The 26252-nt window shown below is 70.4% G+C and carries 24 protein-coding genes; 5 read left to right on the top strand and 19 right to left on the bottom strand.

The annotated features are described in order from the left end of the window. Window positions 1-144: 144 nt before the first annotated feature. Together ACFWU3_RS34335 and dapE are read right to left on the bottom strand one after the other, a co-directional pair. A complete protein-coding gene (locus tag ACFWU3_RS34335) occupies window positions 145-894 on the bottom strand; it encodes a TIGR00730 family Rossman fold protein (RefSeq protein WP_384445226.1) in 750 nt (249 codons plus the stop codon). Window positions 895-973: 79 nt separating this feature from the next. Then, window positions 974-2053, bottom strand: coding sequence for a succinyl-diaminopimelate desuccinylase (dapE, locus tag ACFWU3_RS34330; RefSeq protein ID WP_384445224.1), 1080 nt, complete (start codon window positions 2051-2053; stop codon window positions 974-976). A gap of 38 nt (window positions 2054-2091) precedes the next feature. Between dapE and ACFWU3_RS34325 the strand changes: the two genes are divergently transcribed. Continuing rightward, a complete protein-coding gene (locus ACFWU3_RS34325; protein ID WP_384445222.1) occupies window positions 2092-3048 on the top strand; it encodes a hypothetical protein in 957 nt (318 codons plus the stop codon). A gap of 308 nt (window positions 3049-3356) precedes the next feature. Further along, window positions 3357-3809, top strand: a complete 453-nt coding sequence (locus ACFWU3_RS34320) for an ATP-binding protein (RefSeq protein ID WP_384445220.1) — start codon at window positions 3357-3359, stop codon at window positions 3807-3809. A gap of 82 nt (window positions 3810-3891) precedes the next feature. On the opposite strand, the gene ACFWU3_RS34315 is transcribed toward ACFWU3_RS34320, so the two are convergent. Together ACFWU3_RS34315 and fdxA are read right to left on the bottom strand one after the other, a co-directional pair. Further along, on the bottom strand, window positions 3892-4989 hold the full coding sequence (locus tag ACFWU3_RS34315; RefSeq protein ID WP_384445218.1) for a bifunctional succinyldiaminopimelate transaminase/glutamate-prephenate aminotransferase: 1098 nt from the start codon (window positions 4987-4989) through the stop codon (window positions 3892-3894). A 115-nt stretch (window positions 4990-5104) separates the two neighbouring features. Beyond that, entirely contained in the window at window positions 5105-5425 is a 321-nt protein-coding gene (gene fdxA / locus ACFWU3_RS34310) for a ferredoxin (RefSeq protein WP_018089397.1), read from the bottom strand. Between the two features lie 114 nt (window positions 5426-5539). Here fdxA and ACFWU3_RS34305 point away from each other — a divergent pair, with 114 nt between their 5' ends. Both ACFWU3_RS34305 and ACFWU3_RS34300 read left to right on the top strand, forming a co-directional pair. Further along, window positions 5540-6535: a GNAT family N-acetyltransferase gene (locus tag ACFWU3_RS34305; RefSeq protein WP_384445216.1), complete on the top strand. Its 996-nt coding sequence runs from the start codon at window positions 5540-5542 to the stop codon at window positions 6533-6535. 17 nt (window positions 6536-6552) lie between these two features. Then, window positions 6553-7377, top strand: coding sequence for a tetratricopeptide repeat protein (locus ACFWU3_RS34300; RefSeq protein WP_384445215.1), 825 nt, complete (start codon window positions 6553-6555; stop codon window positions 7375-7377). Between the two features lie 192 nt (window positions 7378-7569). Here ACFWU3_RS34300 and ACFWU3_RS34295 read toward each other — a convergent pair whose 3' ends face one another. From ACFWU3_RS34295 to ACFWU3_RS34280, 4 genes are all read right to left on the bottom strand, one after another. Further along, window positions 7570-9723: a hypothetical protein gene (locus ACFWU3_RS34295; RefSeq protein ID WP_384445213.1), complete on the bottom strand. Its 2154-nt coding sequence runs from the start codon at window positions 9721-9723 to the stop codon at window positions 7570-7572. Window positions 9724-9958: 235 nt separating this feature from the next. Next, window positions 9959-10369, bottom strand: a complete 411-nt coding sequence (locus tag ACFWU3_RS34290) for a DUF6113 family protein (RefSeq protein ID WP_384445211.1) — start codon at window positions 10367-10369, stop codon at window positions 9959-9961. After that, window positions 10366-11256, bottom strand: coding sequence for an N-acetyl-1-D-myo-inositol-2-amino-2-deoxy-alpha-D-glucopyranoside deacetylase (mshB, locus tag ACFWU3_RS34285; RefSeq protein WP_384445209.1), 891 nt, complete (start codon window positions 11254-11256; stop codon window positions 10366-10368). Before mshB ends, ACFWU3_RS34290 begins: the two co-directional genes overlap by 4 nt. Before the next feature lie 133 nt (window positions 11257-11389). Further along, window positions 11390-11584: a hypothetical protein gene (locus ACFWU3_RS34280; RefSeq protein WP_142213873.1), complete on the bottom strand. Its 195-nt coding sequence runs from the start codon at window positions 11582-11584 to the stop codon at window positions 11390-11392. A gap of 156 nt (window positions 11585-11740) precedes the next feature. Between ACFWU3_RS34280 and ACFWU3_RS34275 the strand changes: the two genes are divergently transcribed. Further along, window positions 11741-13876, top strand: coding sequence for a prolyl oligopeptidase family serine peptidase (locus ACFWU3_RS34275; RefSeq protein ID WP_384445207.1), 2136 nt, complete (start codon window positions 11741-11743; stop codon window positions 13874-13876). A gap of 23 nt (window positions 13877-13899) precedes the next feature. On the opposite strand, the gene ACFWU3_RS34270 is transcribed toward ACFWU3_RS34275, so the two are convergent. The 11 genes from ACFWU3_RS34270 to ACFWU3_RS34220 form a co-directional block, all read right to left on the bottom strand. Then, on the bottom strand, window positions 13900-14853 hold the full coding sequence (locus ACFWU3_RS34270) for a hypothetical protein (RefSeq protein WP_384445206.1): 954 nt from the start codon (window positions 14851-14853) through the stop codon (window positions 13900-13902). A 238-nt stretch (window positions 14854-15091) separates the two neighbouring features. Then, window positions 15092-16117, bottom strand: a complete 1026-nt coding sequence (locus ACFWU3_RS34265) for an ABC transporter ATP-binding protein (RefSeq protein ID WP_384445204.1) — start codon at window positions 16115-16117, stop codon at window positions 15092-15094. Further along, a complete protein-coding gene (locus ACFWU3_RS34260) occupies window positions 16110-17111 on the bottom strand; it encodes an ABC transporter ATP-binding protein (RefSeq protein WP_384445202.1) in 1002 nt (333 codons plus the stop codon). The genes ACFWU3_RS34265 and ACFWU3_RS34260 overlap by 8 nt, the downstream gene beginning before the upstream one ends. 9 nt (window positions 17112-17120) lie before the next feature. Then, entirely contained in the window at window positions 17121-18101 is a 981-nt protein-coding gene (locus ACFWU3_RS34255; protein ID WP_384445200.1) for an ABC transporter permease, read from the bottom strand. Then, complete coding sequence (locus ACFWU3_RS34250) at window positions 18094-19017, bottom strand: ABC transporter permease (RefSeq protein ID WP_384445198.1); 924 nt, start codon at window positions 19015-19017, stop codon at window positions 18094-18096. Before ACFWU3_RS34250 ends, ACFWU3_RS34255 begins: the two co-directional genes overlap by 8 nt. Before the next feature lie 75 nt (window positions 19018-19092). Continuing rightward, window positions 19093-20721 carry an ABC transporter substrate-binding protein gene (locus tag ACFWU3_RS34245; RefSeq protein ID WP_384445196.1) on the bottom strand — a complete coding sequence of 543 codons (1629 nt, stop codon included), beginning with the start codon at window positions 20719-20721 and terminating at the stop codon, window positions 19093-19095. A gap of 68 nt (window positions 20722-20789) precedes the next feature. Next, window positions 20790-21746: a GNAT family N-acetyltransferase gene (locus ACFWU3_RS34240; RefSeq protein WP_384445194.1), complete on the bottom strand. Its 957-nt coding sequence runs from the start codon at window positions 21744-21746 to the stop codon at window positions 20790-20792. 180 nt (window positions 21747-21926) lie between these two features. After that, complete coding sequence (locus ACFWU3_RS34235) at window positions 21927-23084, bottom strand: ABC transporter ATP-binding protein (protein ID WP_384445192.1); 1158 nt, start codon at window positions 23082-23084, stop codon at window positions 21927-21929. Next, window positions 23077-24135: an ABC transporter ATP-binding protein gene (locus ACFWU3_RS34230; protein ID WP_384445190.1), complete on the bottom strand. Its 1059-nt coding sequence runs from the start codon at window positions 24133-24135 to the stop codon at window positions 23077-23079. The genes ACFWU3_RS34235 and ACFWU3_RS34230 overlap by 8 nt, the downstream gene beginning before the upstream one ends. 11 nt (window positions 24136-24146) lie before the next feature. Then, window positions 24147-25124: an ABC transporter permease gene (locus ACFWU3_RS34225; RefSeq protein WP_384445188.1), complete on the bottom strand. Its 978-nt coding sequence runs from the start codon at window positions 25122-25124 to the stop codon at window positions 24147-24149. Next, window positions 25117-26043, bottom strand: coding sequence for an ABC transporter permease (locus ACFWU3_RS34220; protein WP_384445187.1), 927 nt, complete (start codon window positions 26041-26043; stop codon window positions 25117-25119). Before ACFWU3_RS34220 ends, ACFWU3_RS34225 begins: the two co-directional genes overlap by 8 nt. Between the last annotated feature and the right edge of the window lie 209 nt (window positions 26044-26252).

Genomic DNA, 26252 nt, shown 5'->3' with positions numbered 1-26252 from the left:
CGGGGCCCGGGGGGGGGCCGGCGGGGGGGTGGCGTTGGGGCCGGGCCCGCTGGCGCCCGGGGGGCCGGCGGGGCCGTCCGGCGACCGGGGCTCTGCGGGAGCGTGACTAATGCCGCGACCGGGCACAGCTCGCCGGGAGCGGCACTAGAGCCCCGTCTCCTTCGTCACCAGGGAGACGGCCTCCTCCACGTCGTCCGTCACGTGGAACAGCACCAGGTCCTTCTCCGACGCCTTCCCCTGCGCCACGACCGTGTGGCGGAGCCAGTCCACCAGGCCGCTCCAGTACTCCGTGCCGAAGAGCACGATCGGGAAGCGGGTCACCTTGCCGGTCTGGACGAGGGTCAGCGCCTCGAACAGTTCGTCCAGCGTGCCCAGACCACCCGGCAGGACCACGAAGCCCGAGGCGTACTTCACGAACATCGTCTTGCGGACGAAGAAGTAGCGGAAGTTCACGCCGATGTCGACGTGCGGGTTGAGGCCCTGCTCGTAGGGGAGCTCGATACCGAGGCCCACCGAGATGCCCTTGGCCTCCCGCGCACCGCGGTTCGCCGCCTCCATCGCCCCCGGGCCGCCGCCCGTGATCACCGCGAAACCGGCCTCGACCAGCGCCTTCCCGATCCGGATGCCCGCCTCGTACTCGGGCGTGCCGGGCGCCGTGCGGGCGGAGCCGAAGACGCTGATCGCGCTGGGCAGTTCGGCGAGCGCGCCGAAGCCCTCCACGAACTCCGACTGGATGCGCATGACCCGCCAGGGATCGGTGTGCACCCACTGGGAGTCGCCCTCGGTGTCCAGCAGCCGCTGGTCGGTGGTGCCGGGCTGCACCTGGTCCCTGCGGCGCAGCACCGGCCCCAGTCGCTGCTCCTCCAGCGCCTGCAAACCCTCGGGGTTGCCCATGACCTGCTCCCTCCGCCGAACATCGTTGCTTTGGGTCAGGGTAGGTCGGAGAACGTTACGAAATGTGAAATCCCGGCGGTCAGGAGGTGAGCCAGTCACGCAGCCGCTGCTCGCAGTGCACGATCTTGTCCACCTCGACGTGCTCGTCCCGCTTGTGCGCGTAGAGCGGGTCGCCCGGTCCGTAATTGACCGCGGGGACCCCGAGCGCGCTGAAACGGGACACGTCCGTCCATCCGAACTTCGGGCGCGCGCTCCCGCCGACCGCCTCCATGAACGCCGCGGCGGCCGGGTGGGAGAGTCCGGGCAGCGCACCGCCGGTGTGGTCGTCCACCACGAACTCCGCGACACCGCAGTCGGCGAAGACCTCGCGGACGTGGGCCTCGGCCTCCTCCTCGCCGCGGTCCGGCGCGTACCGGTAGTTGACGACGACCGTGCACGCGTCCGGGATGACGTTGGTGGCGACGCCGCCCTCGATCCCGACCGCGTTGAGGCCCTCGTGGTACTCCAGGCCGTCGATCACCGGCCGGCGCGGCTCGTACGCGGCGAGGCGGGCCAGGATCGGCGCCGCCGCGTGGATGGCGTTGGACCCCATCCAGCTGCGCGCGGAGTGGGCCCGCTCGCCCGTCGTACGGAGGTGGACCCGGAGGGTGCCCTGGCAGCCGCCCTCGACCTCACCGTACGACGGCTCCAGCAGGATGGCGAAGTCGCCCTGCAGCCACTCGGGGTGGGCCTCGGCCACATGTCCCAGACCGTTGAGGTGGGCGGCGACCTCCTCGTTGTCGTAGAAGACGAAGGTGAGATCGCGGTTGGGCTCGGGGACGGTCGCGGCCATCCGCAGCTGGAGCGCCACGCCCGACTTCATGTCGCTGGTGCCGCAGCCCCAGAGGATGCCGTCGTCGTCGAGCCGTGAGGGCACGTTGTCGGCGATCGGGACCGTGTCGATGTGACCGGCGAGGATGACCCGCTCCGTGTGACCGAGATGCGTGCGCGCCACCACGTTGTTGCCGTGCCGGTCGACCGTGAGGTGCGGGAAGGCGCGCAATGCCTGCTCGATGGCGTCCGCGAGGGGCTTCTCCTCGCCGCTGACGGAGCGGAAATCGACCAGCGCGGCGGTCAGCGCCGGGGCATCAAGAGTGAGGTCAAGCACGGTTTCAGGCATGCCTCCGACCCTAGCGCGGGCTCCAGTACGGTGGGCACGTGCCCGAGACCGCCTCCCCCCTCCGGCGCGGCCGCCTCCTGCGTTTCGCGGCCGCGTTCGCCGTGCTGCTGGCACTGGCCGGATACGTCGCCGTGCAGTACGTGTCGGGCGGCGGCACCCCTCGTTGCACCGTACGAGCCGCATCGGGCGAGGACGGCCCGAGCTATGAACTCACCACCGAGCAGGCCGCGAACGCCGCGACCATCTCCGCCGTGGGCACCACCCGCGGTATGCCGGAGCGCGCGGTCACCATCGCGCTCGCGACCGCCCTTCAGGAGTCGGGGCTGCGCAACATCGAGCACGGCGACCGTGACTCGCTCGGCCTGTTCCAGCAGCGTCCGTCCAAGGGATGGGGCACCACGGCCCAGATCCTCGACCCGGTGTACGCGTCGGGGAAGTTCTACGCGCACCTCGCCGAGGTCCCCGGCTACTCGCGCCTCCCACTGACCGTCGCCGCGCAGCGCGTGCAGCGCAGCGGTTTCCCGCAGGCCTACGCCAAGCACGAGCCCGACGCCACGCTGCTGGCCGCCGCGCTGACCGGGCGTACGAGCGGCGCGCTGACGTGCGAGCCGGGGAAGTCGACGGGGGCCGGCGACCCGGCGAAGGTGCGGGCCGAACTGGTGCGCGCCTTCGGTCCCGGCGTCACACCGAAGTCCCCCGCCGGGGCGGGGGCTCCGGGCTCGGGCGAGGTGTCCGTGCCGGTGGCGTCCACGGTCGCCGCGGACGGCGGCGGGCCGTCCCGGCAGGGCTGGGAGCTGGCGCACTGGGCGGTGGCGCGGGCCGACGGTCTGCGGATCGAGGAAGTGTCGTACGGCGGCAAGGTGTGGAGCGCGAAGGAGCCGGGCAAGGGCTGGCACTCCGTCTCGGCGTCCGCCGCCGGTGCGGCGGGGAGTTCGCGCCAGGAATCCGGCGCGGATTCCGGCCCCGGTGAAGTTCGAATGCGCATCGCACGCTGATACGAGCGCTCCCCCGGAAGGGGAACGCCCGGCTGGTCACACCAGGGTGTGACCCGGGCGTTTGCACGCATCATCACCCTCGCGGGAAATCCCTTGCGGGCACAGCGAAGTGACGGTTCAGCGCCCCCTTGCACAATGGAATGTTTGCCCGTCTTTATCCGGGACCGATAATGCGACGCATTACCAACTCTTTACCTTGGCGTACCGCAACTTCTCCCTCCCTCCGAACGGTTGTCACTGCGTCCGAGGGCCGGAAGCGGCGCCGGACAGGCACCAACGACACCGTCCTTCTCGTCTCAAGGAGCATCATGTCCCTCCCCCTGACCCGTCGGATCGCCCGTGCCGCGCTGCTCATCGCGGCGGGTGCAGCTCCCGTGGTCGGTGCGGCCGGCTCCGCAAGCGCCGTGGACCTTCCGCAGGCTCCGGTCGGCAGCCTGACCGCTCTCGACGCCGAGGGCGTCACCGGCACCCTCGACGGTGCCACCCAGAAGTCCACCGAGGCGGCCGGCCAGACCGGCGGCTCGGCCGTGAAGAAGGCCGTCCCGGCCGCGGGCAAGACCGTCGGCAAGACCGGCAAGGCGGCGACCCCGGTCGCCCAGAAGGCCGCCGGTGACGCCGCGGGCAGCGCGGGCGACGTCCTCGGCGAGACCGCCGGCGGGGCCACCGAGTCCCTGGGCGGCGGTGGTCTGCCGACCGACGCGCTCGCCGGTGGCGGCCTGCCCACCGACCAGCTGCCGGTGAAGGACCTGCCGCTCGGCTGATCACCGCGGCGCGACACAGTCCGAACGACGGAGGGGCCCCGGGAGACGAACTCCCGGGGCCCCTCCGTGCGCCGTGCCGGAGTCAGACGCCCAGACGCTTGACCGCGGCCGCCACGCGCTCGTCCGTGGCCGTGAGCGCCACGCGCACGAACCGCTCGCCGGCCGGCCCGTAGAAGTCGCCGGGCGCGACCAGAATGCCGAGGTCCGCCAGGTGCGCGACCGTGTCCCAGCACGCCTCGTCGCGCGTCGCCCACAGGTAGAGGCTGGCCTCGCTGTGTTCGATGCGGAAGCCGTGGGCCTCCAGCGCCGCCCGCAGCGCGGTGCGCCGGGCGGCGTAGCGGGCGCGCTGCTCCGAGACGTGCGTGTCGTCGCCGAGGGCGGCGATCGTCGCGGCCTGCACCGGCGCCGGCGTCATCATCCCGCCGTGCTTGCGGATCTGGAGCAGCTCACCGAGCACCGCGTCGTCACCGGCGATGAACGCGGCGCGGTATCCCGCCAGGTTCGACCGCTTGGAGAGCGAGTGCACCGCGACGACACCCTCGTAGGTCCCGCCGCAGACGTCCGGGTGCAGCACCGAGACCGGCTCGGCCTCCCAGCCCAGCTCCAGGTAGCACTCGTCGCTGAACACCAGGATGCCGTGCGCACGCGCCCACGCGACGATGCGGACCAGCTCGTCCTTGGCGAGGACCCGCCCGGTCGGATTCGACGGCGAGTTGAGCCAGAGGAGCCGCAGTCCCCGCGGGTCGAGCTCGGTGGGGTCGTCGTACTCGACGGGGGTCGCGCCGCACAGCCGCGCGCCGACCTCGTAGGTCGGGTAGGCCAGCCGGGGGTACGCGACCTTGTCGCCGGCGCCGAGCCCGAGCTGCGTCGGCAGCCAGGCCACGAGCTCCTTGGAGCCGACGACCGGCAGGACGTTGGTGTGCGCGACGTCGACCGCGCCGAGCCGGCGCTCCACCCAGCCGGTGAGCGCGTCCCGCAGCTCGGGCGTGCCCCAGACCGTGGGGTAGCCCGGCGAGTCGGCGGCCTCCACGAGGGCCTTCCGGATCAGTTCCGGCACGGAGTCGACCGGGGTGCCGACCGAGAGGTCCACGATGCCGTCCGGGTGGGCCGCGGCCGTCGTCTTGTACGGCTCGAGCTTGTCCCAGGGGAAGGTCGGAAGGCGCGAAGAGACTGCGGACACGAGGGCTTCTCTTTCTCGTTCGAGGGGCCGGCGGCCGGGTGGGGACAAACGCCTCGGTCCCGTACGGACGACGACCGTACGGGACCGGGGACGGCGACAGCTGCCGAGCCGGCTGCTACTGGTTCTGCGGCGGCAGGGCGGCGATGAAGGGGTGGTCACGCTCGATCAGGCCGAGCTTGGAGGCACCACCGGGCGAACCGAGCTCGTCGAAGAACTCGACGTTCGCCTTGTAGTAGTCCTTCCACTCTTCCGGAGTGTCGTCCTCGTAGAAGATCGCCTCGACGGGGCAGACCGGCTCACAAGCACCGCAGTCGACGCATTCGTCGGGGTGGATGTACAAGGACCGGGAACCCTCGTAGATGCAGTCGACGGGGCACTCCTCGATGCACGCCTTGTCCTTGACGTCGACACAAGGCTGCGCGATGACGTAGGTCACGCTGTCGTTCCTCCTCGGTAGGGCTGGCATTGCGCGGGAGCGCGGCGTCGTCGATGCCCGCCCCTAGTATCTCCGTTCCTGGGCACGATCCGAACAGGAGGGGCTGGCAGAGCTGTGGAAATCACCGGCGGCGGACGCCTCGAAGTCCGTATTACACCCGCTGACGTGGGCAAACGAGTGTCTGTCCGGCGCCTTGCGGAGGCAACCCCGGAGGGCGAGAAGTTCACCGACACGGTTGGTGTTCTCACATCATGGGACGCGGGTGTGCTGCTGATCACACGGCGGACCGGCGAGAATGTCCGTATCCCGGAATCGTCGCTGGTCGCAGGCAAGGTGGTGCCCGCGGCTCCGGCCCGCCGCCGCGGTCCGGCGGCGGACTTCGACGAGCTCGCCCGGGTGACGGCGCGAGCCTGGCAGCCGGTGGAACGGGAACGGCTCGGCGACTGGGAGCTGCGAGCCTCCTCCGGCTTCACCCGGCGCGCGAACTCGGTGCTGCCGCTCGGCGATCCCGGTATGCCCCTCGACGACGCGCTGGACCGGGTGCGTGCCTGGTACGAGGAGCGGGGACTGCCCGCGTACATCCAGACCGCGACCGGTGCGGCCGGGACGCAGGAGCAGCTGGGCGCCCAGCTGGCGGCGCGCGGCTGGGCGCGCGAGGTGTCGGCGGATCTGCGGATCGGCGCGCTGGCGCCGATCGCCGACCTCGACGCGGACGTCGAACGCGTCGAGCTGGCGCGTTCCTTCGACGAGTCCTGGCTCCAGCGCTACCAGCGAACCGGTGTGCCCGGCGGTCATGTGCTGAAGGTCCTGGGAAGCGGCCCGTCCGTGTGGTTCGCCTCCGTGGGCAGCGAGGGCACGGTGCCGGCGGCGATCGGACGGTGTGTGGTCGACGGACGCTGGGCGGGCTTCATGGCGGTGGAGGTGGATCCCGCCTACCGGCGCCAGGGACTCGCGACGGCGGTGATGACCTCCCTCGCACGGCGTGCGCTGGAGGAGGGCGCCTCGGCCGCGTGGCTCCAGGTGGAGGAGGACAACACGGGGGCGGGAGCGCTGTACGAGGGCATGGGATTCACGACCCTGTACCGCTATCACCACTTCCGTTCGGCGTAGACGGGTACGACTGGCGTATGCACGACGATCCCTGGCGGCGGCGGTTCACCGACGAGGCCCGCTCGGAGCGGCCCGATCTCGCCCTGCTGTGTCTGCTGATCGGCACCGAGGCGGATCCCGGCCTGGACGAGGCGGGTCTGGACGCGGCCCAGATCGAACTGGACCGTCTCGCGGGCCTGCTTCCCTACGGCGCGAAGAGCCCCCGCGCCTGGGCGGCCGCGCTGGCCGACCTGCTCGGCGGGCGCTGCGACTTCCGCGGGTCCCCCGGCGACTACGAGCGGCTGGAGTCCTCCCTGCTGCACGAGGTGCTCCGGCGCCGCCGCGGTCTGCCGATCCTGCTGTCGGTGGTGTGGATCGAGGTGGCACGGCGTGCGGGCGCGCCGGTGTACGGGGTCGCGCTGCCCGGCCACTTCGTCGTGGGCTTCGGTGAGCCGGGAGAGCAGGTCCTGGCCGACCCGTTCGCCGGCGGACGGCTGCTGACCGGGCCCGACGCCGAGCTGCTGGTCGCGGGGGCGACGGGCGCAGCCCTGGACGCCTCCATGCTGACTCCGGCGAGCCCGCTCGATGTGGTGCTGCGCATCCTCAACAACATCCGCGCCTGGGCCGCGGCCCGCCCGGAACAGTCCTCGGTCGCCCTGTGGGCCGTCGAACTCTCGCTGCTGCTGCCCTCGCACCCCGCACGGCTGCGCTACGAACGGGCCCAGCTGCTCGTGCAGCGGGGCGAGTTCATGACCGGGGCGGCGGAGCTGGACGCGTACGCGGACGTGGTCGCGAGGGTCGAGCCCGCGACGGCGGAGGCGATCCGGGGGCGGGCCCGGGCGGCGCGGGCGCGGCTGAACTGAGGTTCGATCCCCGACCGGCAGCCGGTGACGACGCCCGGGGTGCACCCACGCGCGGGTGCGGGGCTGCCCGTTCGGCGTTCCTTCCTGCCGGCCGTCGCATGCGGGCACGGAGGCGGCCGCCCGGCGCGGACGTCGACGGAGCCCCCGTCCCGGTGGGTCGGGGGCTCCGGTCGATGACGCCGCGGGCCGTCGTCAGCTCGGGTCGAGTGCGATCTCGGTGGTCCGCTCGGCCGGGGTGGAGCCCCGCAGCGCGGTCCCCATCGCCTGGGCCACGTCGTCGGCGTTGAGCTGGTGCTTCTTGCCGTCGCCCTTGGTGATCAGAACGCCGTCGAAGACGCCGTCGAGCAGCTCGTCGATCGCCTTCTTGTCGTAGACCTCCACGAGTTTCCCGTCGATCGCCTTCATCGACAGGATCTTCGGCAGCGACCGCGCGGGGCCGAACTGGATCTGCTTGCCGCCTGCCTTGATGGTGATCAGACCGGACATCGCGGGCTCAGCGAAGTCCTTCATCGCCCGGTCGATCTCGGCCTGGGTGATGGTCGGCTGGCGGGCGGCGACGGGCAGTTCCACGAGGTTCGGCCGGCCCGTCTCGACCTGGGCGCGGTACGCGTCCTTGACCGAGATCATGGAACGGCCGACGTCCAGAGCCTGGCCCGCCTTCCCCGGTACCGGAACGACCTTGTCCGGCTCGAACCTGATCGTGCCCTCGGTCGCCGAGCCGGACACGCCGGCCAGGTCCGTGAGCGCGACGCTCAGCTTCTCCTCGTCGACGAGGATCACCGGCTCGGCGACCCGCTCGCCGCCGAGGAGGGAACCGATCACCGACACCGGGTTGTAGTCGCTGCCGGCCGCGTTGCGCACCGTGGCCTGGCTGTCGAGGGAGAGCCCGGCCTTGTCCGGCGCGAGCTGCTCCTTCTTGCCGCCGACCGAGAGCTGGAGCGGTGACGCCGCACGCTTGCCGAGGGCGGCCTGCAGCTTGTTGACGCCCTGCTCCGTGGAGCCGCCGCCGATGTCGACGCCGAGGACCGTGGTGCTCTTGGGTACCTCGGAGTGGTTCATCAGCAGTCCGGCGCCGTACGCGACGCCGAGCAGGCCGACCACACCGGCGCCCGCGAGCACCAGCTTCGACCGGCCCTTCTTGGCGGGCTTGGCCGCGGCGGGCCGGGGCTGGGCGGGACGGGGCGCCGCGTCCGCTCCGGGGGTGGGTACGACGGGACCCGCGGGACCGCCGCCCGGGCCCGCGGGGAACTCGGGTGCGGAGAACTCCGCGGTCTCGTGCGGTCCGGGGATCGGGGGCGCGAGCGGATTCGGTCCGGGGCCCACGCCGCCCGCGCCCAGGGGCGGGAAGGGCGAGCGGTGGTCACCGGGAACGACCGGGATGCCGCTGGTGAGGGTGTCGCCGGAGACATGGCCGCCGGGACCGGGCGCCGGGTTGGCGAGCGGATCGCCGACAGGGTTCTGCGGGGTGAGCACGGCAGTGTCGTCGGACATCCGGGGACCACCGGGTCCGCCGGGACCACCGACACCCGGGCCGGGAACACCGGGACCGTGAGGAACACCGGCGCCGGGACCGCCCGGCGCACCGGGACCGCCGGGACCGCGAGCGCCCTGGTTGCCGCCGGGCCGCGGGCGGACCGGCATGCTGCCCTTGACCGGACCACCGGTCGGTCCGGCGGGCTGGCGTGCCCCGGGCGGGGTCGTGCCGCCGCCGGGAGCGAAGCCGTTGGAGCCGGTGGACGGCGGGCTGTCGGTGTTCGCCGCCAGATCGCTGAGCGCGCTGCGCGGCTGACCGGACTGCGGGGAGTCGGAGAAGTACGGGATGCCGCTGCCGTTGGTGCCGCCGCCGGAGGGCCCGGGGCCCGCCGTGCCGGCGCCGGGTGTACCACCCGAGGCGGGCGGCGACGGAGCGGGGACCGCGGCCTTGCGCGGAGCGAACCAGTCGCTCGTCTTCTCCTCGGCCTGCGGCTCCGCCGCGGGAGCGGGAGCCTGAGCCGCCTCGGGCCGCGGGGTGTTGCCCGTGCGCTCGCTCTCCTTCTCGGCCGCCGCGGCCGTCGCGGAGGCACGCGTGGAAGCGTCGACGTCGCTCATCGGCGTACGCATCACGACCGGCGGAATCGGCCGCGAGCCCGGGATGTTGATCCGGATGCGGGTCGTCAGCGTGGTCTCGGTCCTGGGCTCGTCCGGCTGCGCCTCGGCGGTCCGGTCGGCCGACGGGTCGGCCGGAGCGTCCTGCTGGGGATGCAGCGACGGATACTGGCGCGATCCGTACGGCGGTGTCCCGGAGGGATACGCGGCTCCACCGCGCCCCTGGGGGCCGGCGGACGAACTGTCAGTTTCACGACTCAAAGCAGGTTCTCCCGGTTGGCTCCGCCGCCCGTTTCTTACTGGATAGCTACTGCTGTGGGCGGCTCGGCGGCGCGCACCACCATACTGGCCGCCGCGGACACACGCCCCGTGACTGTGGAAAGCATCATTCCGCAGACCGTGCGCGCACGCTCGGTCCTGCGGCCTGCCACCCTCCGCGGCGACCCACCCTAGGGGTCCGCAGAACCGGCTGCTGGCCGGGGGTGCCGAGCGTCCTTTATCTGCCAAGTCGGCCGGTGGTGCCGCCCGGTTGCACAGGTCGCGACATGGTGGCACACATCACAGCCGCCGCCAGCCCGCCGAGCATGTAGACGAGCGGCCCGATCCCCGCGGAGAACATGCCGTCGCCCTCCGGCCGTCCGATGCTCAGCAGCACGATGGCGACCAGCCAGCCGGCGGCCGGCGCGACCGCGCCGAGCTGGGTGCCCGTGACCCGCAGCGCGCCGTAGAACAGGCCCGCCGAGCCGGCCAGCGACAGCAGCAACCCGCCCGGGAACCAGGCCCCTTGGACCAGCGAGCCGGCCGCGCCGACGACGGCGCCGAGGACGGCGAGACCGAGGTACGCGGCGATGCGTCCGGGCTTCACCGGCCCGGCGAGCCAGAGGCCCGGCGTGTGGTCCTGGCTCATGTGCTCACTCCCGCGAAGAGGTCGCGCTCGCGCGCGCCGGCCGGCGCGCCCGACGTGCCCTGCGCCAACTGGTAGTACTCGGTGGCGAAGATCGGTTGTCCCAGATCGTTGGAGAGTGCGAAGAAGGGGCCGTCCACGGCGATTTGGGTGGCATGGGCGCGCATGGCCGCCGCTTTCCGTTCCGCGTGGGCCGTGCCGTCGATCTCCGTGGTGATCTCGGAGTCGTCGACCACGCCCGGAATGTCGTCGATCTCGGCGATGCCGGGGAAGTCCGTTCCGCTCGCGGCGCGGAGGCGGGCGAAGCCCTCCTCCGCGACGGACCGCGGCACTCGGTTCCAGTAGATCTTGGAGACGGTGTGCGCGTCGCCGAGGTCGCGCCGGAAGGCCCGCTCGCCGGCGAGTTCGGCGGCGCGCATGGCGACGCGATGGGTCTGGATGTGATCGGGGTGCCCATAACCCCCGTTCGGGTCATAGGTCACCAGGACCTGAGGCCGCACCGAACGGATGACGTCGACGAGGTACGGAGCCGCCTCGTCGACGGGGGTGTTCCAGAAGGCGCCCTCGCGGCGGTTCTGCGGGACGCCCATCATCCCGGAGTCCCGGAAGCGGCCGGGGCCGCCGAGGAAGCGGTGGTCGGACACGCCGAGCTCCTTCATCGCCGCGGCCAGCTCGCCGATGCGGTGGGTGCCGAGACGGTCCTCGCGGTCGGGTCCGAGGTGGGCGAGGTCGGCCGGAATGACCTCGCCCTCTTCCCCGAGGGTGCAGGTCACCAGGGTGACCTGGGCGCCGGCGGCCGCGTACAGGGCCATCGTCGCGCCGTTGTTGATCGACTCGTCGTCCGGGTGCGCGTGCACCAGGAGGAGACGACGGGCGGGAAGATCCTTCATACGGGACAGACTACGAGGCCGGGTGCGGCCCCGGGGTCCTGTGGACACGACCGGGGGCCCGTCGCGCGGATCGGGCCCCGGAACGTGATCGCCGGCACGTGATCACCGGCACGTGATCACTGGGAGGTGATCTCTAGAACTTGATACCGCCGATCATCCCCGCCACGTTCGTGGTCAGTTCGTTGATGGTGGGGGCGATGGACGAGCTTGCGAGATAGAACCCGAGCAACACGCAGACCGCCGCATGCCCACCCTTCAGCCCGGACTTCCGGACCAGTAGGAAGACGACGATCGCCAGCAGCACCACCGCCGAAATCGAGAGTGCCACGGCGGTTCACCTCCACAGATATTCGGTCGGGACGGGCAGGTTGCATGTGCCAGGGGGGTCATACCCACCTCGCGCTACGGATCATAACTATCCGTACCAACGCATCGATCGGTGCACGGCAGCACGCGGGGGCGCACGAACGCTAGGTTCGGTCGCATGACCACGAGGCAACAGCTCTCCTTTCCGCGCCAGTACGCCAGGACCCAGCGCTTCACGCTCGGCGCACCGCGCGCCTTCACGGTGTCTCCCGACGGATCCCGCGTGGTGTTCATCAGGTCTTCGTCCGGCACCGACCGCGCCGGCCGGCTGTGGGTGCTGGATCTCGATTCGGAGGCCGGACGGCCGCAGGAACGGGTGGCCGCCGATGCGGCCGCGCTGCTCGGCGGGGCGGACGAGAAGCTGTCTTCCGAGGAACGCGCACGGCGCGAGCGCAGCCGCGAGGGGTCGGCGGGGATCGTCGCCTACGCGGTGGACCGGGCGGTCGAGTTGGCGGCCTTCTCGCTCTCCGGCCGGCTCCACACGGCCGAGTTGAGAGCCGGGACGGCGCGTGAACTGCCCGTACCGGGACCGGTGATCGACCCGCGCCCCTCTCCTGACGGCCGCTGGATCGCCTACGCGGCCCAGGGCGCGTTGCGGGTGACCGGTGCCGAGGGCGAGGACGACCGGGCGCTCGCCGAGCCGGAGGACGAGGACGTCAGTTACGGCCTCGCGGAGTTCATCGCAGCCGAGGAGATGGACCGGCTGCGCGGTTTCTGGTGGTCACCGGAGTCGGACCGGCTGCTCGTCGCGCGGGTGGACGAGCGCGATGTGCGGCGCTGGTGGATCTCCGATCCGGCGCATCCGGACCGGGAGCCGGCACAGGTGGCCTATCCCGCGGCCGGGACGCCCAACGCCGAAGTCCGGCTGTTCCTCGTCCCGCTGCAGGGGGAGCGCACGGAGGTGACGTGGGACCGCGCGCGCTACCCCTATCTGGCACGGGTCCACTGGTCGGACGCGGGCGCACCGCTGTTGCTCGTCCAGTCGCGCGACCAGCGCACACAAGTACATCTCGCGGTGGACACGGAGAGCGGCACCACCCGCACGGTGCACGTGGACGAGGACCCGGTGTGGCTGGACCTCTTCCCCGGGGTCCCCGCCTGGGCGCCGGACGGGCGGCTCGTACGGATCGCGGACGAGGGCGGCGCGCGGGTGCTGGCGGTCGGCGACCGGACCCTGACCGGGGCCGGGCTCCAGTTGCGGGCCGTCCTCGACATCGGCGAGAACGATGTCCTGGTGTCCGCGGTGGCCGGCGAGGAGGCCGCGGACCCGGAGATCGGCGAGATCCATGTCTACCGGGTCAACGAACTGGGCATGGAGCGGATCTCGGAGGGCGCGGGGGTGCACTCGGCCGTGCGCTCGGGCCCGGTGACGGTGCTCGCCTCGTCCCGTCCGGACGCGCCCGGGACCACGGTCCAGGTGCTGCGGGAGGGCAAGCCGGTCGCCACGGTCGCCTCGTACGCCGAGCAGCCGGTGCTCACCGCGCACCCGCGGCTGTGCGAGGCGGGCGTACGGAGGATTCCGTGCGCCGTGCTGCTGCCGACGGGGTACCGGGAGTCGGACGGACCGCTTCCGGTGCTGCTCGATCCGTACGGAGGGCCACACGGACAGCGGGTGTTCGCGGCGCACAACCCCTATCTCACCTCGCAGTGGTTCGCGGACCAGGGCTTCGCGGTGATCGTCGCGGACGGGCGGGGCTCTCCGGGCCGCTCCCCCGGCTGGGAGAAGGCGATCAAGGACAACTTCCCGCTGACGCTGGACGATCAGATCGAGGCCCTGCACGGACTCGCCTCGTCCTTCCCGCTCGACCTGGAGCGGGTGGGCATCCGGGGCTGGTCGTACGGCGGTTACCTGGCGGCGCTCGCCGTGCTGCGGCGGCCGGATGTCTTCCACGCGGCGGTGGCGGGGGCCCCGGTGAGTGACATGCAGCTGTACGACACCCACTACACGGAGCGGTACCTCGGCGATCCGGCCGAGCGGCCGGAGGTCTACGCGGCGAACTCACTGGTGACGAAGGACGGTTTGACGGCACTGGAGAACCCGGCGAGGCCGCTGATGATCATCCACGGGCTGGTGGACGACAATGTGGTGGTGGCACACACGCTGCGTCTGTCATCGGCCCTGCTGGCGGCGGGCAGGCCCCATGAAGTGCTGCCGCTGACCGGGGTGACGCACATGACCCCGCAGGAGCAGATCGCGGAGAACCTGCTGCTGCTCCAGGTGGACTTCCTGAAGAGGTCGCTGGGAACGCGGTAGCGACGGCGCGCCCCGGGAGCTCTTCACCAGCCCGGCGGAGGTCTCGACGGCGGTGGCGGGCCGGGCGCCCAGCCGTAGACCGGCCGCACCGCGGGCTCCCGGCGGACGAGCACCACCAGCAGGAGCACTCCCGCCGCGGCCTCGAACAGCCAGGACAGCACCAGCAGTTGGTCGAGGCCCGATAACTCCCCCAGCCGGGGAACGAGGTCGTTGCGCACGGCGGCGTCGACGCCGCGGGCGCCTTCGCCCAGGATCAGGAGGGCGGACACCAGCCCGAGCGGCCGGGCGAAGGCCGCCTGGCTCAGCGCGGCGCTGCCCGCCACCACGGCCAGGAGGACGATCACCGCCGCCAGCCAGCCGGGAGGCGTCCCGAGTGGCGGGAGCATGACAGATCTACTGCCGGTGAAGCGGTCGAGGTAGGCCCTGCCGCCGGACCCGGCCGCCGCGTGGATCTCCCAGCCCGCGAGCACCACCGCGGACGCGCCGAGCAGCACGGCGGCCAGCAGCCCCGAACCCCGCTGCGGCCGCAGCGGCCGCGTGGGCGCCTGCCGGCCCGCCGCCGCCACGATCAGGAGCCCGACGCCGAGTCCCGTCGCGGCGAAGACGCAGTACAGGGCCCGCGTCCGCAGATCGTCCGTGGCGCGCAGGTCCATCCAGGAGGAGCTGAGGACCCACAGACCCGGGATCCACAGTGCGATCGTGACGATCCCGGCGACGGCCGGGGCCGCGGCGCCGGCGTTCGGACGCAGCGCGGCCGCGCCGACACACACGTACACGGCCAGCAGGAGCAGGGTTTCGAGGCTGGTGGCGAGCCGTGCGGAACCGGCGCCGCGCCGCCCCCCGCCCGTCCAGAACCGCCAGAGTCCGAGGGGGTCGTCGAGCGCACCGAGGTCGCGGACGATCCATCCGCCCACGATCACCGCGAGCGCGGCGCACAGCACCGCTCCGGTGATCCTGGCCCCCCGCGTAAGCGTCACGCATTCGATCCTGCATGTGCACGCAGAGGTGAACAAGGGCGCCACGCGCAGCCCTTGCGACCGGCCGGGGCCACATGGCGAACCCCGGCCGGCCTACGGCACCCGCACGGCCGTACGCTGTCGAGCCTGGCCCGTTCGTATATCGGTGATGCGACAGTCGAGTTGCCTGCGTGTTAAAGAAGTTGATGGGTATTCATCCGGCTATGTCGCCCGGTTCCGGCTCCTGCCGAGGCGCGATTCAGGACGGCACCACGTGCTTCTCCTCGGCGAAATGACACGCTGACGGATGCCTCGCCGGACCCTGTGCCGAGCGGAACTCCGCCGGCACCTCCAGCAGCGGGACCTCCAGCGCGCAGCGCTCCTGCGCCTTCCAGCACCGCGTGCGGAAGCGGCAGCCCGACGGGATGTTCGCCGGGGAGGGCACGTCACCGCCGAGGATGATCCGCTCCCGGTGCTCACGCGCCTCCGGGTCCGGCACCGGGACCGCCGACAGCAGCGCCTGGGTGTACGGGTGGGTGGGGTGGTCGTAGATCTCCTCGTCCCTGCCGATCTCCACCACCCGCCCCAGGTACATCACGCCGACCCGGTCCGAGATGTGCCGGACGATCGAGAGGTCATGGGCGATGAACACATAGCTGAGGCTGAACTCGCTCTGCAGCGTGGCCAGCAGATTGATGACCTGCGCCTGCACGGACACGTCGAGCGCGGAGACCGGTTCGTCGGCGACGATGATCTCCGGCTGGAGGGCGAGTCCTCGCGCGATGCCGATGCGCTGCCGCTGGCCGCCGGAGAACTGATGGGGATAGCGGTTGATGTACTCGGGGTTGAGACCGACGACGTCCAGCAGGTCCTGCACCTTGCGGCGCCGGTCGCCCTTGGGGGCGACCTCCGGGTGGATCTCGTACGGCTCGCCGATGATGTCGCCGACCGTCATCCGCGGGTTGAGCGAGGTGTACGGGTCCTGGAACACCATCTGGATGTTGCGGCGCACCGCCTTCAGCGCGCGCCCGGACAGCTTGGTGATGTCCTCGCCGCGGTAACGGATCACGCCGGCGGTCGGCCGTTCCAGATGGACCAGCATCCTGGCGAGGGTGGACTTCCCGCACCCGGACTCCCCCACGATGCCGAGCGTCTCGCCCGCCGTCAGGTCGAGATCGACGCCGTCGACCGCCTTGACCGCGCCCACCTGCTTCTTGAACAGCACGCCCCGCGTGAGCGGGTAGTGCTTGACGAGGTCGCGCACCTCCAGGATCGGCTCAGCCATGGAGAGTCTCCTCCCAGAAGTGGCAGGCGCTTCTGCGCTCCGGCGACACCTGGTACAGCGGCGGTTCGTCCGTTCGGCAGATGTCCCGCGCCATCGGACAGCGGGGGTTGAAGGCGCAGCCGGGCGGGATGTCCATCAGGTTCGGCGGCAGGCCCTTGATCGCGTACAGCTCCCGGCCCTTCTGGTCCAGGCGCGGGATCGACTCCAACAGGCCCTTGGTGTACGGGTGGGCGGGCGCCTTGTAGATGTCGTGGACGGGAGCCGTCTCGACGATCCGGCCCGCGTACATCACCGCGATCCTGTCCGCGACGTCGGCCACCACCCCGAGGTCGTGGGTGATCAGGACGAGTCCCATGGCGAGCTCGCTCTGCAGCGTGGCCAGCAGGTCCATCACCTGGGCCTGGACGGTGACATCGAGCGCGGTCGTGGGTTCGTCGGCGATGATCAGGGCCGGTTCGAGCGCCAGGGCCATGGCGATCATGATGCGCTGGCGCATACCGCCGGAGAACTGGTGCGGGTACTGGCCCACCCGCTCCTTCGCCCCCGGGATGCCGACCCGCTCCATCAGCTCGACGGCCTTCGCCCGGGCCTCCTTGCGCTTCATCCCCCGGTGCACGACGAACATCTCGCCGAGCTGGTCGCCGACGCTGAGCACCGGGTTCAGCGAGGAGAGCGCGTCCTGGAAGATCATGGCCATCCCGGCCCCGCGGATCTTCCTCCGCTCGTCCTCCTTGAGCGTCAGCAGGTCCTGCCCGCGGAAGAGGATCTCGCCGCCGGTGATCCTTCCCGGCGGGATGTCCAGGATGCCCATCACGGCCTGTGCGGTGACGGACTTCCCCGAGCCGGACTCGCCGAGCACGGCGAGCGTCTCGCCCTCGGCGACCGTGTAGGCGACGCCGTTGACGGCCTTGGCCACACCGTCGCGGGTGTGGAACTCCACGTGCAGGTCGCGCACTTCGAGCAGCGGCGCGTCGGCCCGGGTCTCGACAGTCATGACGGCTCCTCAGCGCAGCTTGGGGTCGAGGGCGTCGCGCACCGCGTCGCCGAGCATGATGAACGCCAGCACCGTGATCGCCAGCGCGCCCGCCGGCCAGAGCAGCATGTGCGGGGCGTTGCGGATGTACGGCGAGGCGGACGAGATGTCGATGCCCCAGGAGACGGTCGGCGGTTTCAGGCCCACGCCGAGGAACGAGAGGGTCGCCTCCAGGGAGATGTAGGTGCCCAGCGCGATGGTGGCGACCACGATGACGGGGGCGACGGCGTTGGGGGCGATGTGCCGCAGCAGCATCCGCGCGTTGGACGCCCCGAGCGCCCGCGCCGCCTGGACGTAGTCGTTCTGCCGGGCGGTGATGACCGAACCGCGGGCGATGCGGGAGAGCTGCGGCCAGCCGAGCAGCACCATGAAGCCGACGACCGGCCACACGGTGGTGCTGGTGACGACGGACAGCAGGACGAGTCCGCCGAGGACGACCGGGATGCCGAAGAAGATGTCGGTGACGCGGGACAGGACCGCGTCCGACGCCCCGCCGAAGAAGCCGGCGAGCCCGCCGAGGACGGAGCCGATCAGGGCGACGCCGAGCGTGGCGCAGACGCCCACGGTGACCGACGCACGGGCGCCGTAGACGGTCCGTGTGTAGACGTCGCAGCCCTGGCCGTTGAAGCCGAAGGGATGGCCGGGCTGGGAGCCCTCCTGCGCCTTGGCGAGGTCGCACTGGAGCGGGTTGCCCGAGGCGATCAGCGACGGCCAGATGGAGATGACGACCAGGAACAGGATGACCAGCGCGGAGATGATGAAGACGGGGTTGCGGCGCAGGTCGCGCCAGGCGTCCGACCAGAGGCTGCGCGGTTTGCCGGACGGCCCGGTGCCCTGCGGGCCGCCCGGTGTCTTCTCCAGCGTCTCGGCCTCGCTCATGGCCAGGTCGGTGGCGCCTCCCGCGCCCGTCGACGCGATCGCTCCCCCGTCGTCGTACTGCGGCTCAGGCATAGCGGATCCTCGGGTCGAGTACGGCGTAGAGCAGGTCGACGATGAGATTCGCCACCAGGAAGACCAGCACCAGGACGGTCACGAAGCCGACGACGGTCTGGGTGTTCTGGCGGAGGATGCCCTGGTACAGCTGGTAGCCGACGCCGTGGATGTTGAAGATGCGCTCGGTGACGATCGCCCCGCCCATCAGGGCGCCGATGTCGGTGCCGATGAAGGTGACCACCGGGATCAGCGAGTTGCGCAGCAGATGACGGCTGATCACCCGGCCCCGGGGCAGCCCCTTGGCCTTCGCGGTGCGGACGTAGTCGGAGCGGGCGTTCTCGGCGATGGAGGTGCGCGTGAGGCGGGTGACGTACGCCAGCGAGACGGAGGCGAGGACGAGGCCGGGGATCAGCAGTTCGTCGAGCGGCGCCTCGGGCGAGACGGCCGGCTTGATCAGGCCCCACTCGACGCCCAGCAGCAGCTGGAGGAGAAGACCGGTGACGAAGGTCGGGACCGAGATCACGACCAGGGTCAGCAACAGGACCCCGGTGTCGACGGGCCGCCCGCGGCGCAGCCCGGTGATCACCCCGAGCGTGATGCCGATGACGATCTCGAAGACGATCGCCACGATGGTCAGCCGGATGGTCACCGGGAAGGCCTCGGCCATCAGCTCGGTGACCTTCTGACCGTTGAAGGCGGTGCCGAAGTCGCCGGTGAAGACGTTGCCCATGTAGGTGAGGTATTGCTGCCACAGGGGCTTGTCGAGGCCGAACTCCGCTCGCAGCCGGGCGGCCGTCGCCGGGTCGCACTGCCGGTCGCCGCAGAGCCCCGCGATGGGGTCTCCCATCACGTTGACCATGAGGAAGATCAGCAGGGTCGCGCCGAAGAAGACCGGGATCATCTGGAGCAGACGCCGGATCACATAACGTCCCATGAAGGTCTCCAGGGGTCGTGGGAAGGGATGTGGCCCCCGGCGCGTGGGACACGCCGGGCCGACCGCCCTCCGGCGTCAGTTGACCTTGATCTCGTTGTAGACGGGGACGCTGAAGGGGTTCAGCGAGACATTGGAGATGCGCTCCGAGTAGCCGGCGCTGCCGTTCTGGTACCAGAGCGGGATGGCCGCCATCTGATCCCGCACGACCTCCTCGGCCTGCTGGAACGTCTCGACTGCCTTGGCCACGTCCGTCTCCGCGTTGGCCTGGTCGACGAGCTTGTCGAACTCCTTGTTGGTCCACTTGCCGTCGTTGGACGAGGCGTTGGTGTAGTAGAGCGGCTGGAGGAAGTTCTGGATGAGCGGGTAGTCCATCTGCCAGCCGGCGCGGAACGGGCCGCGCATCTTCAGCTGGGAGATCTGGCTGCGGAAGTCGGCGAAGGTGCCGACGGGGTTGCCGACGCAGGCCCGGTCGTTGCCGAGCGCGTTGTTGATGCTGTTGCAGACGGCGTCGACCCAGTCCTTGTGCGAGCCGGTGTCCGCGTTGTACGTGAGCTTCATCTGGCCGCCGGGGATGCCGCCGCCCTCGGCGACCAGCTTCTTCGCCTCGGCCGCGTTGTACTCGCAGGCCTTGCCGCAGAGGGTCTCGCTGAAGCCGCCGTCCGCGCCGAGCACCGGTGAGGTCCAGTCCTTGGCGGGCGTACGCGTCTTCTGGAAGATGGTGTCGGTGATCTGTTCCCGGTTGATCGCCATCGACAGGCCGGTGCGGACCTTGGCGCCGTTCGGCGTGTTCCACGCCTTGTCGTAGTACGGGAAGGCGAGCGTCTGGATGATGCCCGCGGGTGTGTTGATGTACCGGCCGCCGAGGTCCGCCTCCACGTTCTTGAGCTGGGAGGCGGGCACGTCGTCGACGAGGTCGAGGTTGCCGGCGGTCAGGTCGGTGTAGGCGGTGTTGTTGTCGGTGTAGACATTGAGGTCGACACCGCCGTTCTGCGCCTTGTCGGGCCCCTTGTACCCGTCCCATCGGCGCATGGCCAGCTTCGAGCCCTTGGTGTACGAGTCGACGGCGTACGGGCCGTTGCCGACCGGCTTGGAGAGCCAGGCGTCGTGGTCGTCGAAGAAGACCTTGGGCAGCGGCGCGAAGGCGGCGTAGCCGAGGGTGTCGGGCCAGGTGGAGAACTTCTGGGAAAGCTTCACGGTGAAGGTCGTGGGGTTCACGACCTTGAGGCCGGAGAGGGTCTGGGCGGTGGGCGCGCCCGACTCGGGGTGGACCGCGGCGTAGCCGTCGATGTAGCCGAAGAAGTAGGCGTTCTTCTGATTGTTCTTCAGGTTCGCGCCGTAGTTCCAGGCGTCGACGAACGACTGGGCGGTCACCTTCTCCCCGTTGCTGAAGTTCCAGCCGTCCTTGATGGTGACCGTGAAGTTCACCGAGTCGGGCGTGTCGATCTTCGAGGCGATCATGTCCTGGGCCTCGCCGGTCTTCGGGTCGTACCTCTTCAGACCGCGGAAGAGCATGTCGAGGACCTTGCCGCCCTGCACCTCGTTGGTGTTCGCGGGCTCGAGCGGATTCTGCGGATCGCCCCAGGAGGAGGACACGATCCCGTCGGCGCCGCTGCCGCCACTGTCGCTGCCACCGCCACAGGCCGTGGCCGCGAGGGCGAGGGCCATCGCGCATGCGGCCCAGGGGACGTGCGTGGCTCGACGCATGGGGTGCCTCCCGAGATCTGGGTCGTACTGTGGCCCAAATATCACCCCATCCAGGATCTAACGCACTTTCAGGGCATCCGGCCGGGCAGGGCTGCTGCCGGGCGGGTGACCTCCCAGGTGTCGACGGCGTAGTGCAGGGTCATGCCGTGTGCCTCGTAGAGTTCGAGGGCCTTCGACTCGTTCCGGGTGTCGACCCCGAGGCCGATGGTGTCGCGGCCCCGGGCGGCGTACACGGCGAAGGCATGACGGAGCAGATGTCCGCCGATCCCGCGGCCCCGGGCCGACTTCAGCACCCCGATGTTGCGGATCCAGCCCATCGCCTCGCGGTCGTCACGGGTCAGCAGCACCGCGACATCGCCCTCGTCGGCGAGCGAGGCGATCCACACCAACGACCAGTCCAGCCGGGCGCCGTGGACGTCGTCGAGCCACTGCTCGTAACCGCGGGCGTGATGGTCGTAGTGTTCGGCGAAGGTCTCCTCCACCAGGGCGTGCGCGATCCGGCGGTCGGCCTCGGCGCGGCAGTCGCGCAGCGACAGCCCGGTGGGCGGCTCGGGCGTGAGGTCGTCCGCGACGGCCGGCGGGCGCGTCATCACCTGGTAGCGGCGCACGGTCCGCCAGCCGCGGCGTACGAGCAGTGCCGTGTCGAGGGCCGGTCCGGTGTTGAGCTGAAGATGCAGCACGGCACGGTCGGCGCCGTCCTCCGCCGCCTTCTGCGCGGCCCGGGCCTCGATCAGCTCCAGCAGGACGACCGCGGCGGCGGACCGGCCGGGCAGTGCGTAGTGGTCGACGCCTATGTCCCCGTCGCCGGAGTCGCTCCACAGCATCCCGAACGCGACCAGGTCACGGCCCTCGGACACCAGCCAGGTGTCGCGGACGAGGTCCAGGTCCGAGTGCGCCAGGTCGGCCTCCACGGTGTGCAGATCGGTCTCCGCGCGGCCGATCTCGACGAGGTCGACGGCGTTGAGCAGGGCGCAGACGGCGGGGGCGTCCGCGAGCGTCGCGGGCCGCACGGTCAGGTCATCCATCGGGCCACTGTCGGGGCCGCGTACGGCGCGGCGCAACGCGTTTTCCCGCGGTGGCACGAGGCGCGCGCGGTGGTACCAGGCTGATGCGGTGGCCCGGGTTCCCCTTGTGTCCGGAACCCGTGGACGACGAAGGCGCCCGGACCGTTCGGTCCGGGCGCCTTCGTTCATCCGCGGTGCGCGCTACGCTGCGTGGACGACGTCCTTCTCCTCCGCGAAGTGGCACGCCGACTCGTGCGCCACCGGGGAGTCCAACCCCTTGAAGGGCTCGGGGATCGCCAGCAGCGGCACCTCCTCGGCGCACTTGTCCTGGGCCTTCCAGCAACGGGTGCGGAAGCGGCAGCCCGACGGCGGGTTCGCCGGCGACGGGACGTCACCGGTCAGAATGATCCGGTCACGGGCGTTGCTGATCTCCGGGTCCGGAACGGGGACCGCGGACAGCAGCGCCTGCGTGTAGGGGTGCGTCGGGTGGTCGTAGATCTGCGTGTCCGTGCCGATCTCGGCCATCTTCCCGAGGTACATCACGCCGACCCGGTCCGAGATGTGCCGGACGATCGACAGGTCGTGCGCGATGAAGATGTAGGAGAGGTTGAACTCGTCCTGCAGCTTCTCCATCAGGTTGATGACCTGCGCCTGCACCGACACGTCGAGCGCGGAGACCGGCTCGTCGCAGATGATGATCTCGGGGTTGAGCGCGAGACCGCGGGCGATGCCGATGCGCTGGCGCTGACCGCCCGAGAACTGGTGCGGGTACCGGTGGATGTACTCCGGGTTCAGACCGACGACGTCCAGCAGATCCTGCACCTTGCGGCGCCGGTCACCCTTCGGGGCCACCTCGGGGTGGATGTCGAAGGGCTCGCCGATGATGTCGCCGACCGTCATCCGCGGGTTGAGCGAGGTGTACGGGTCCTGGAACACCATCTGGATGTTGCGGCGCACCGCCTTCAGCGCGCGCCCGGACAGCTTGGTGATGTCCTGGCCCTTGAAGAACACCTCGCCGGCGGTCGCCGTCTCCAGGGTCATCAGCAGCTTGGCGACCGTGGACTTGCCACAGCCGGACTCACCGACGATGCCGAGCGTCTCACCCTGGTAGAGGTCGAAGGAGACCCCGTCCACGGCCTTGACCGCACCGACCTGGCGCTTGAACAGGATGCCCTGCGTCAGCGGGAAGTGCTTGACCAGATTGCGGACCTGGAGGATCGGCTCGCCGCGGTCGACCTTGGCCTCGAGGGCCGCAACGGCCTCCGCCTCGGTGCTCGCGTCGACGGTCTCGACCTCGGTGACGTTCGGGGTGGCGTCCACGGCGTCCGCCGGCTCGTCGGTCTTCTTGAGCTCAGCCATGGATCGTCTCCTTCCAGAAGTGGCACGCGCTTCCGCGGCCGGGCAGCTCACTGCCGTCCTGCTCGGTCACCGGCACGAGGGCCGGAACCTCGGTGCGGCAGATGTCGTCCGCCTTGGGGCAGCGGGGGTTGAACGCGCAACCGGCCGGGATCTTCAGCAGGTTGGGCGGCAGCCCCTTGATCGCGTACAGCTCCTGGCCCTTCTGGTCCAGGCGCGGGATCGAGTCGAGCAGACCGCGGGTGTAGGGGTGGGCGGGCCGCTTGTACAGCTCGTTCACCGGTGCGGTCTCGACGATCCGGCCCGCGTACATCACGGCGATCTTGTCCGCGACGTCGGCGACGACGCCGAGGTCGTGGGTGATCAGGATCAGACCCATGTTGTACTCGCGCTGCAACTCCGCGAGCAGATCCATGACCTGGGCCTGGACGGTGACGTCCAGGGCGGTCGTGGGCTCGTCGGCGATGATCAGGTCCGGCTCCAGGGCGAGCGCCATCGCGATCATGATGCGCTGGCGCATACCGCCCGAGAACTGGTGCGGGTAGTCGTTGACCCGCGCCTTGGCGGCGGGGATCTTCACCCGCTCCATCAGGTCGATGGCCTTGGCCTTGGCTTCCTTCTTGGACAGGCCCTGGTGGACGCGGTACATCTCGCCCAGCTGGTAGCCCACCGAGAGCACGGGGTTGAGGGAGGACAGCGCGTCCTGGAAGATCATCGCGATCTTCCGGCCGCGGATCTTCCGCCGCTCCTCGTAGCCCATGGTGAGCATGTCCTGCCCGCGGTACAGGATCTGGCCCTGCGGGATCTTGCCGGGCGGCATGTCGAGAATGCCCATGATCGCCTGAGCGGTCACGGACTTGCCCGAACCGGACTCGCCGAGCACGGCCAGGGTCTCACCGGAGTCGACGCTGTAGTTGACGCCGTTGACTGCCTTGGCGACACCGTCGCGGGTGTGGAACTCCACGTGCAGATCGCGGACTTCCAGCAGCGGAGTGCCGTCCGAGTCACCGGATCGGGGCGCCGGGACGCTTGCTGTTTCTTCGATGATGGTCACGTACGCCCTCCTCAGCGCAGCTTCGGGTCGAGGGCGTCGCGGACCGCGTCGCCGAGCATGATGAACGCGAAGACCGTGAGGCTCAGCATGCCGGCCGGGAAGAGCAGCACATGCGGGTTGTTACGGATCTCCTCACTGCCCGACGCGATGTCGATGCCCCACGAGATCGTCGGGTCGGCCAGACCGAGTCCCAGGTAGGACAGGGTCGCCTCGGCCGAGATGAAGCCACCGAGCGAGATGGTGGCGACGACGATGGTGGGAGCGATCGCGTTGGGCAGCACATGGCGGAACAGCATGCGGTTGGTGCCCGCGCCGAGGGCGCGCGCGGCCGTCACATAGTCCGCCTGCTTCGCCGTGATGACGGAGCTCCGGGTCACGCGGCAGATCGAGGTCCAGCCGAGGAAGGCCAGGGCCAGGATCACGACGAACACCTTGCGCTCGGTGAAGGCGTTCAGAACGACCATCGCGCCGAGCAGGAAGGGGATGCCGAAGAAGATGTCCGTGACACGGGAGATGATCGAGTCGAGCCAGCCGCCGAAGTAGCCGGACAGCAGACCCATCAGGCCGCCGAACAGCGTGATCGCCAGGGTGACGCCGACTCCGACGAGGATCGAGGCGCGGGTGCCGTAGACGACACGCGCGTAGATCGAACGGCCCTGGATGTCGTAACCGAACCACTCGGGGCTGAAGATCTTCCCCAGCTCCGGCTTGGTCAGGTAGTGGTTCGTCAGGTCACCGGCGCGCGGGTCGGCACTGGTGAACATGCCCGGGAAGGCGGCGATCACCAGAAGCAGGACGAGCAGGCTCGCCGAGATCCAGAACATGGGCCGGTGGCGCAGGTCGTACCAGGCGTCGCCCCACAGACCGCGGGGCTTGCTCTGGGCGGACTTGGGCGCACCGGTCTCGGGTGCCGCGTCCGCCTTCGGCGGAGCGATCGCGTCGACCGCGCTGTCGGTCTTGACGGTCTGGGCCTTGGTCACGTCAGGCATACCGGATCCTCGGGTCCAGGACCGCGTACAGCAGGTCGACGATCAGGTTGATGACCAGGATGACCAGGACGAACACGGTGACCACACCGACGATGGTGGAGCCCTCGCGCTGTCCGAGCGCCTGGTACAGAAGGTTGCCGACACCCTGGACGTTGAAGATGCCCTCGGTGACGACCGCGCCGCCGATGAAGCCGCCGACGTCCGTGCCGAGGAACGTGATCACGGGGATCAGCGAGTTCCGCAGCAGGTGGACACCGACGATGCGTCGCCGGGGCAGGCCCTTGGCGAGCGCGGTGCGCATGTAGTCGGCGCGCAGGTTCTCCGCGAAGGTCGTCCGGGTCAGCCGTGCCACGTACGCCATGGAGAGCATGGCGAGGACGAAGCCCGGTAGGAACAGTTGGGTGACGTCCATCGAGTCCTGGACGTTCGGCGACACCCAGCCGAGAGTGTCGGCGAAGAGGTACCGGGCCAGGTAGCCGAGGATGAACACCGGGATCGAGATGACGATCAGGGTGAAGACCAGGACGCCCGAGTCGGGAGCCTTGCCGGCCTTCAGACCTGCCCAGGCGCCGAGGCCGAGGCCCACGATCATCTCGATGATGAGCGCGACCGCGGTCAGCCGGAGCGTGACGGGGAAAGCCCGCGTCATCTCGTCGAGGACCGGACGGCCACCGAAGGTGTTGCCGAAGTCGCCCTGGAAGAGATTGGCCATGTAGTCCAAGTACTGCTTCCACAGGGGCTGGTCGAGCCCGAATTCATGGCGCAGCTGTGCGACCTGTGCGGGGTCGGCTGCCTTGTCTCCCCACATCGCCCGGATGGGGTCACCGGGAAGGATGTGGACCATGAGGAAAATCAACAGAGTGGTCCCGATGAATACCGGGATCATCTGGAGCAGTCGCCTTGCGACGTAACGCCCCATCATGCCTCCATGCCGTGAGGGGTCGGCGATGGCCTGGTCAGAGTGTTCTCCGCCGCGGGGTTGTGGGGGAGAGCCCCGGGGCCTACGCCCTGCGGGCCGGTGGCCCCCCGCCCCGGGGGGGCGGGCGCCACGCCCGGCGGGTGCCCCAGAGTAGATAATTGGCGATTACAGTAACTCGGAGGAAAAACCGGCGCGAGAGAATTAAAAAA

The organism is Streptomyces sp. NPDC058685 (assembly GCF_042714725.1).
Lineage (GTDB): Bacteria > Actinomycetota > Actinomycetes > Streptomycetales > Streptomycetaceae > Streptomyces.
The sequence above is the reverse complement of the archived record's forward strand: the minus strand, read 5'-3'. Positions and strand labels throughout refer to the sequence as shown.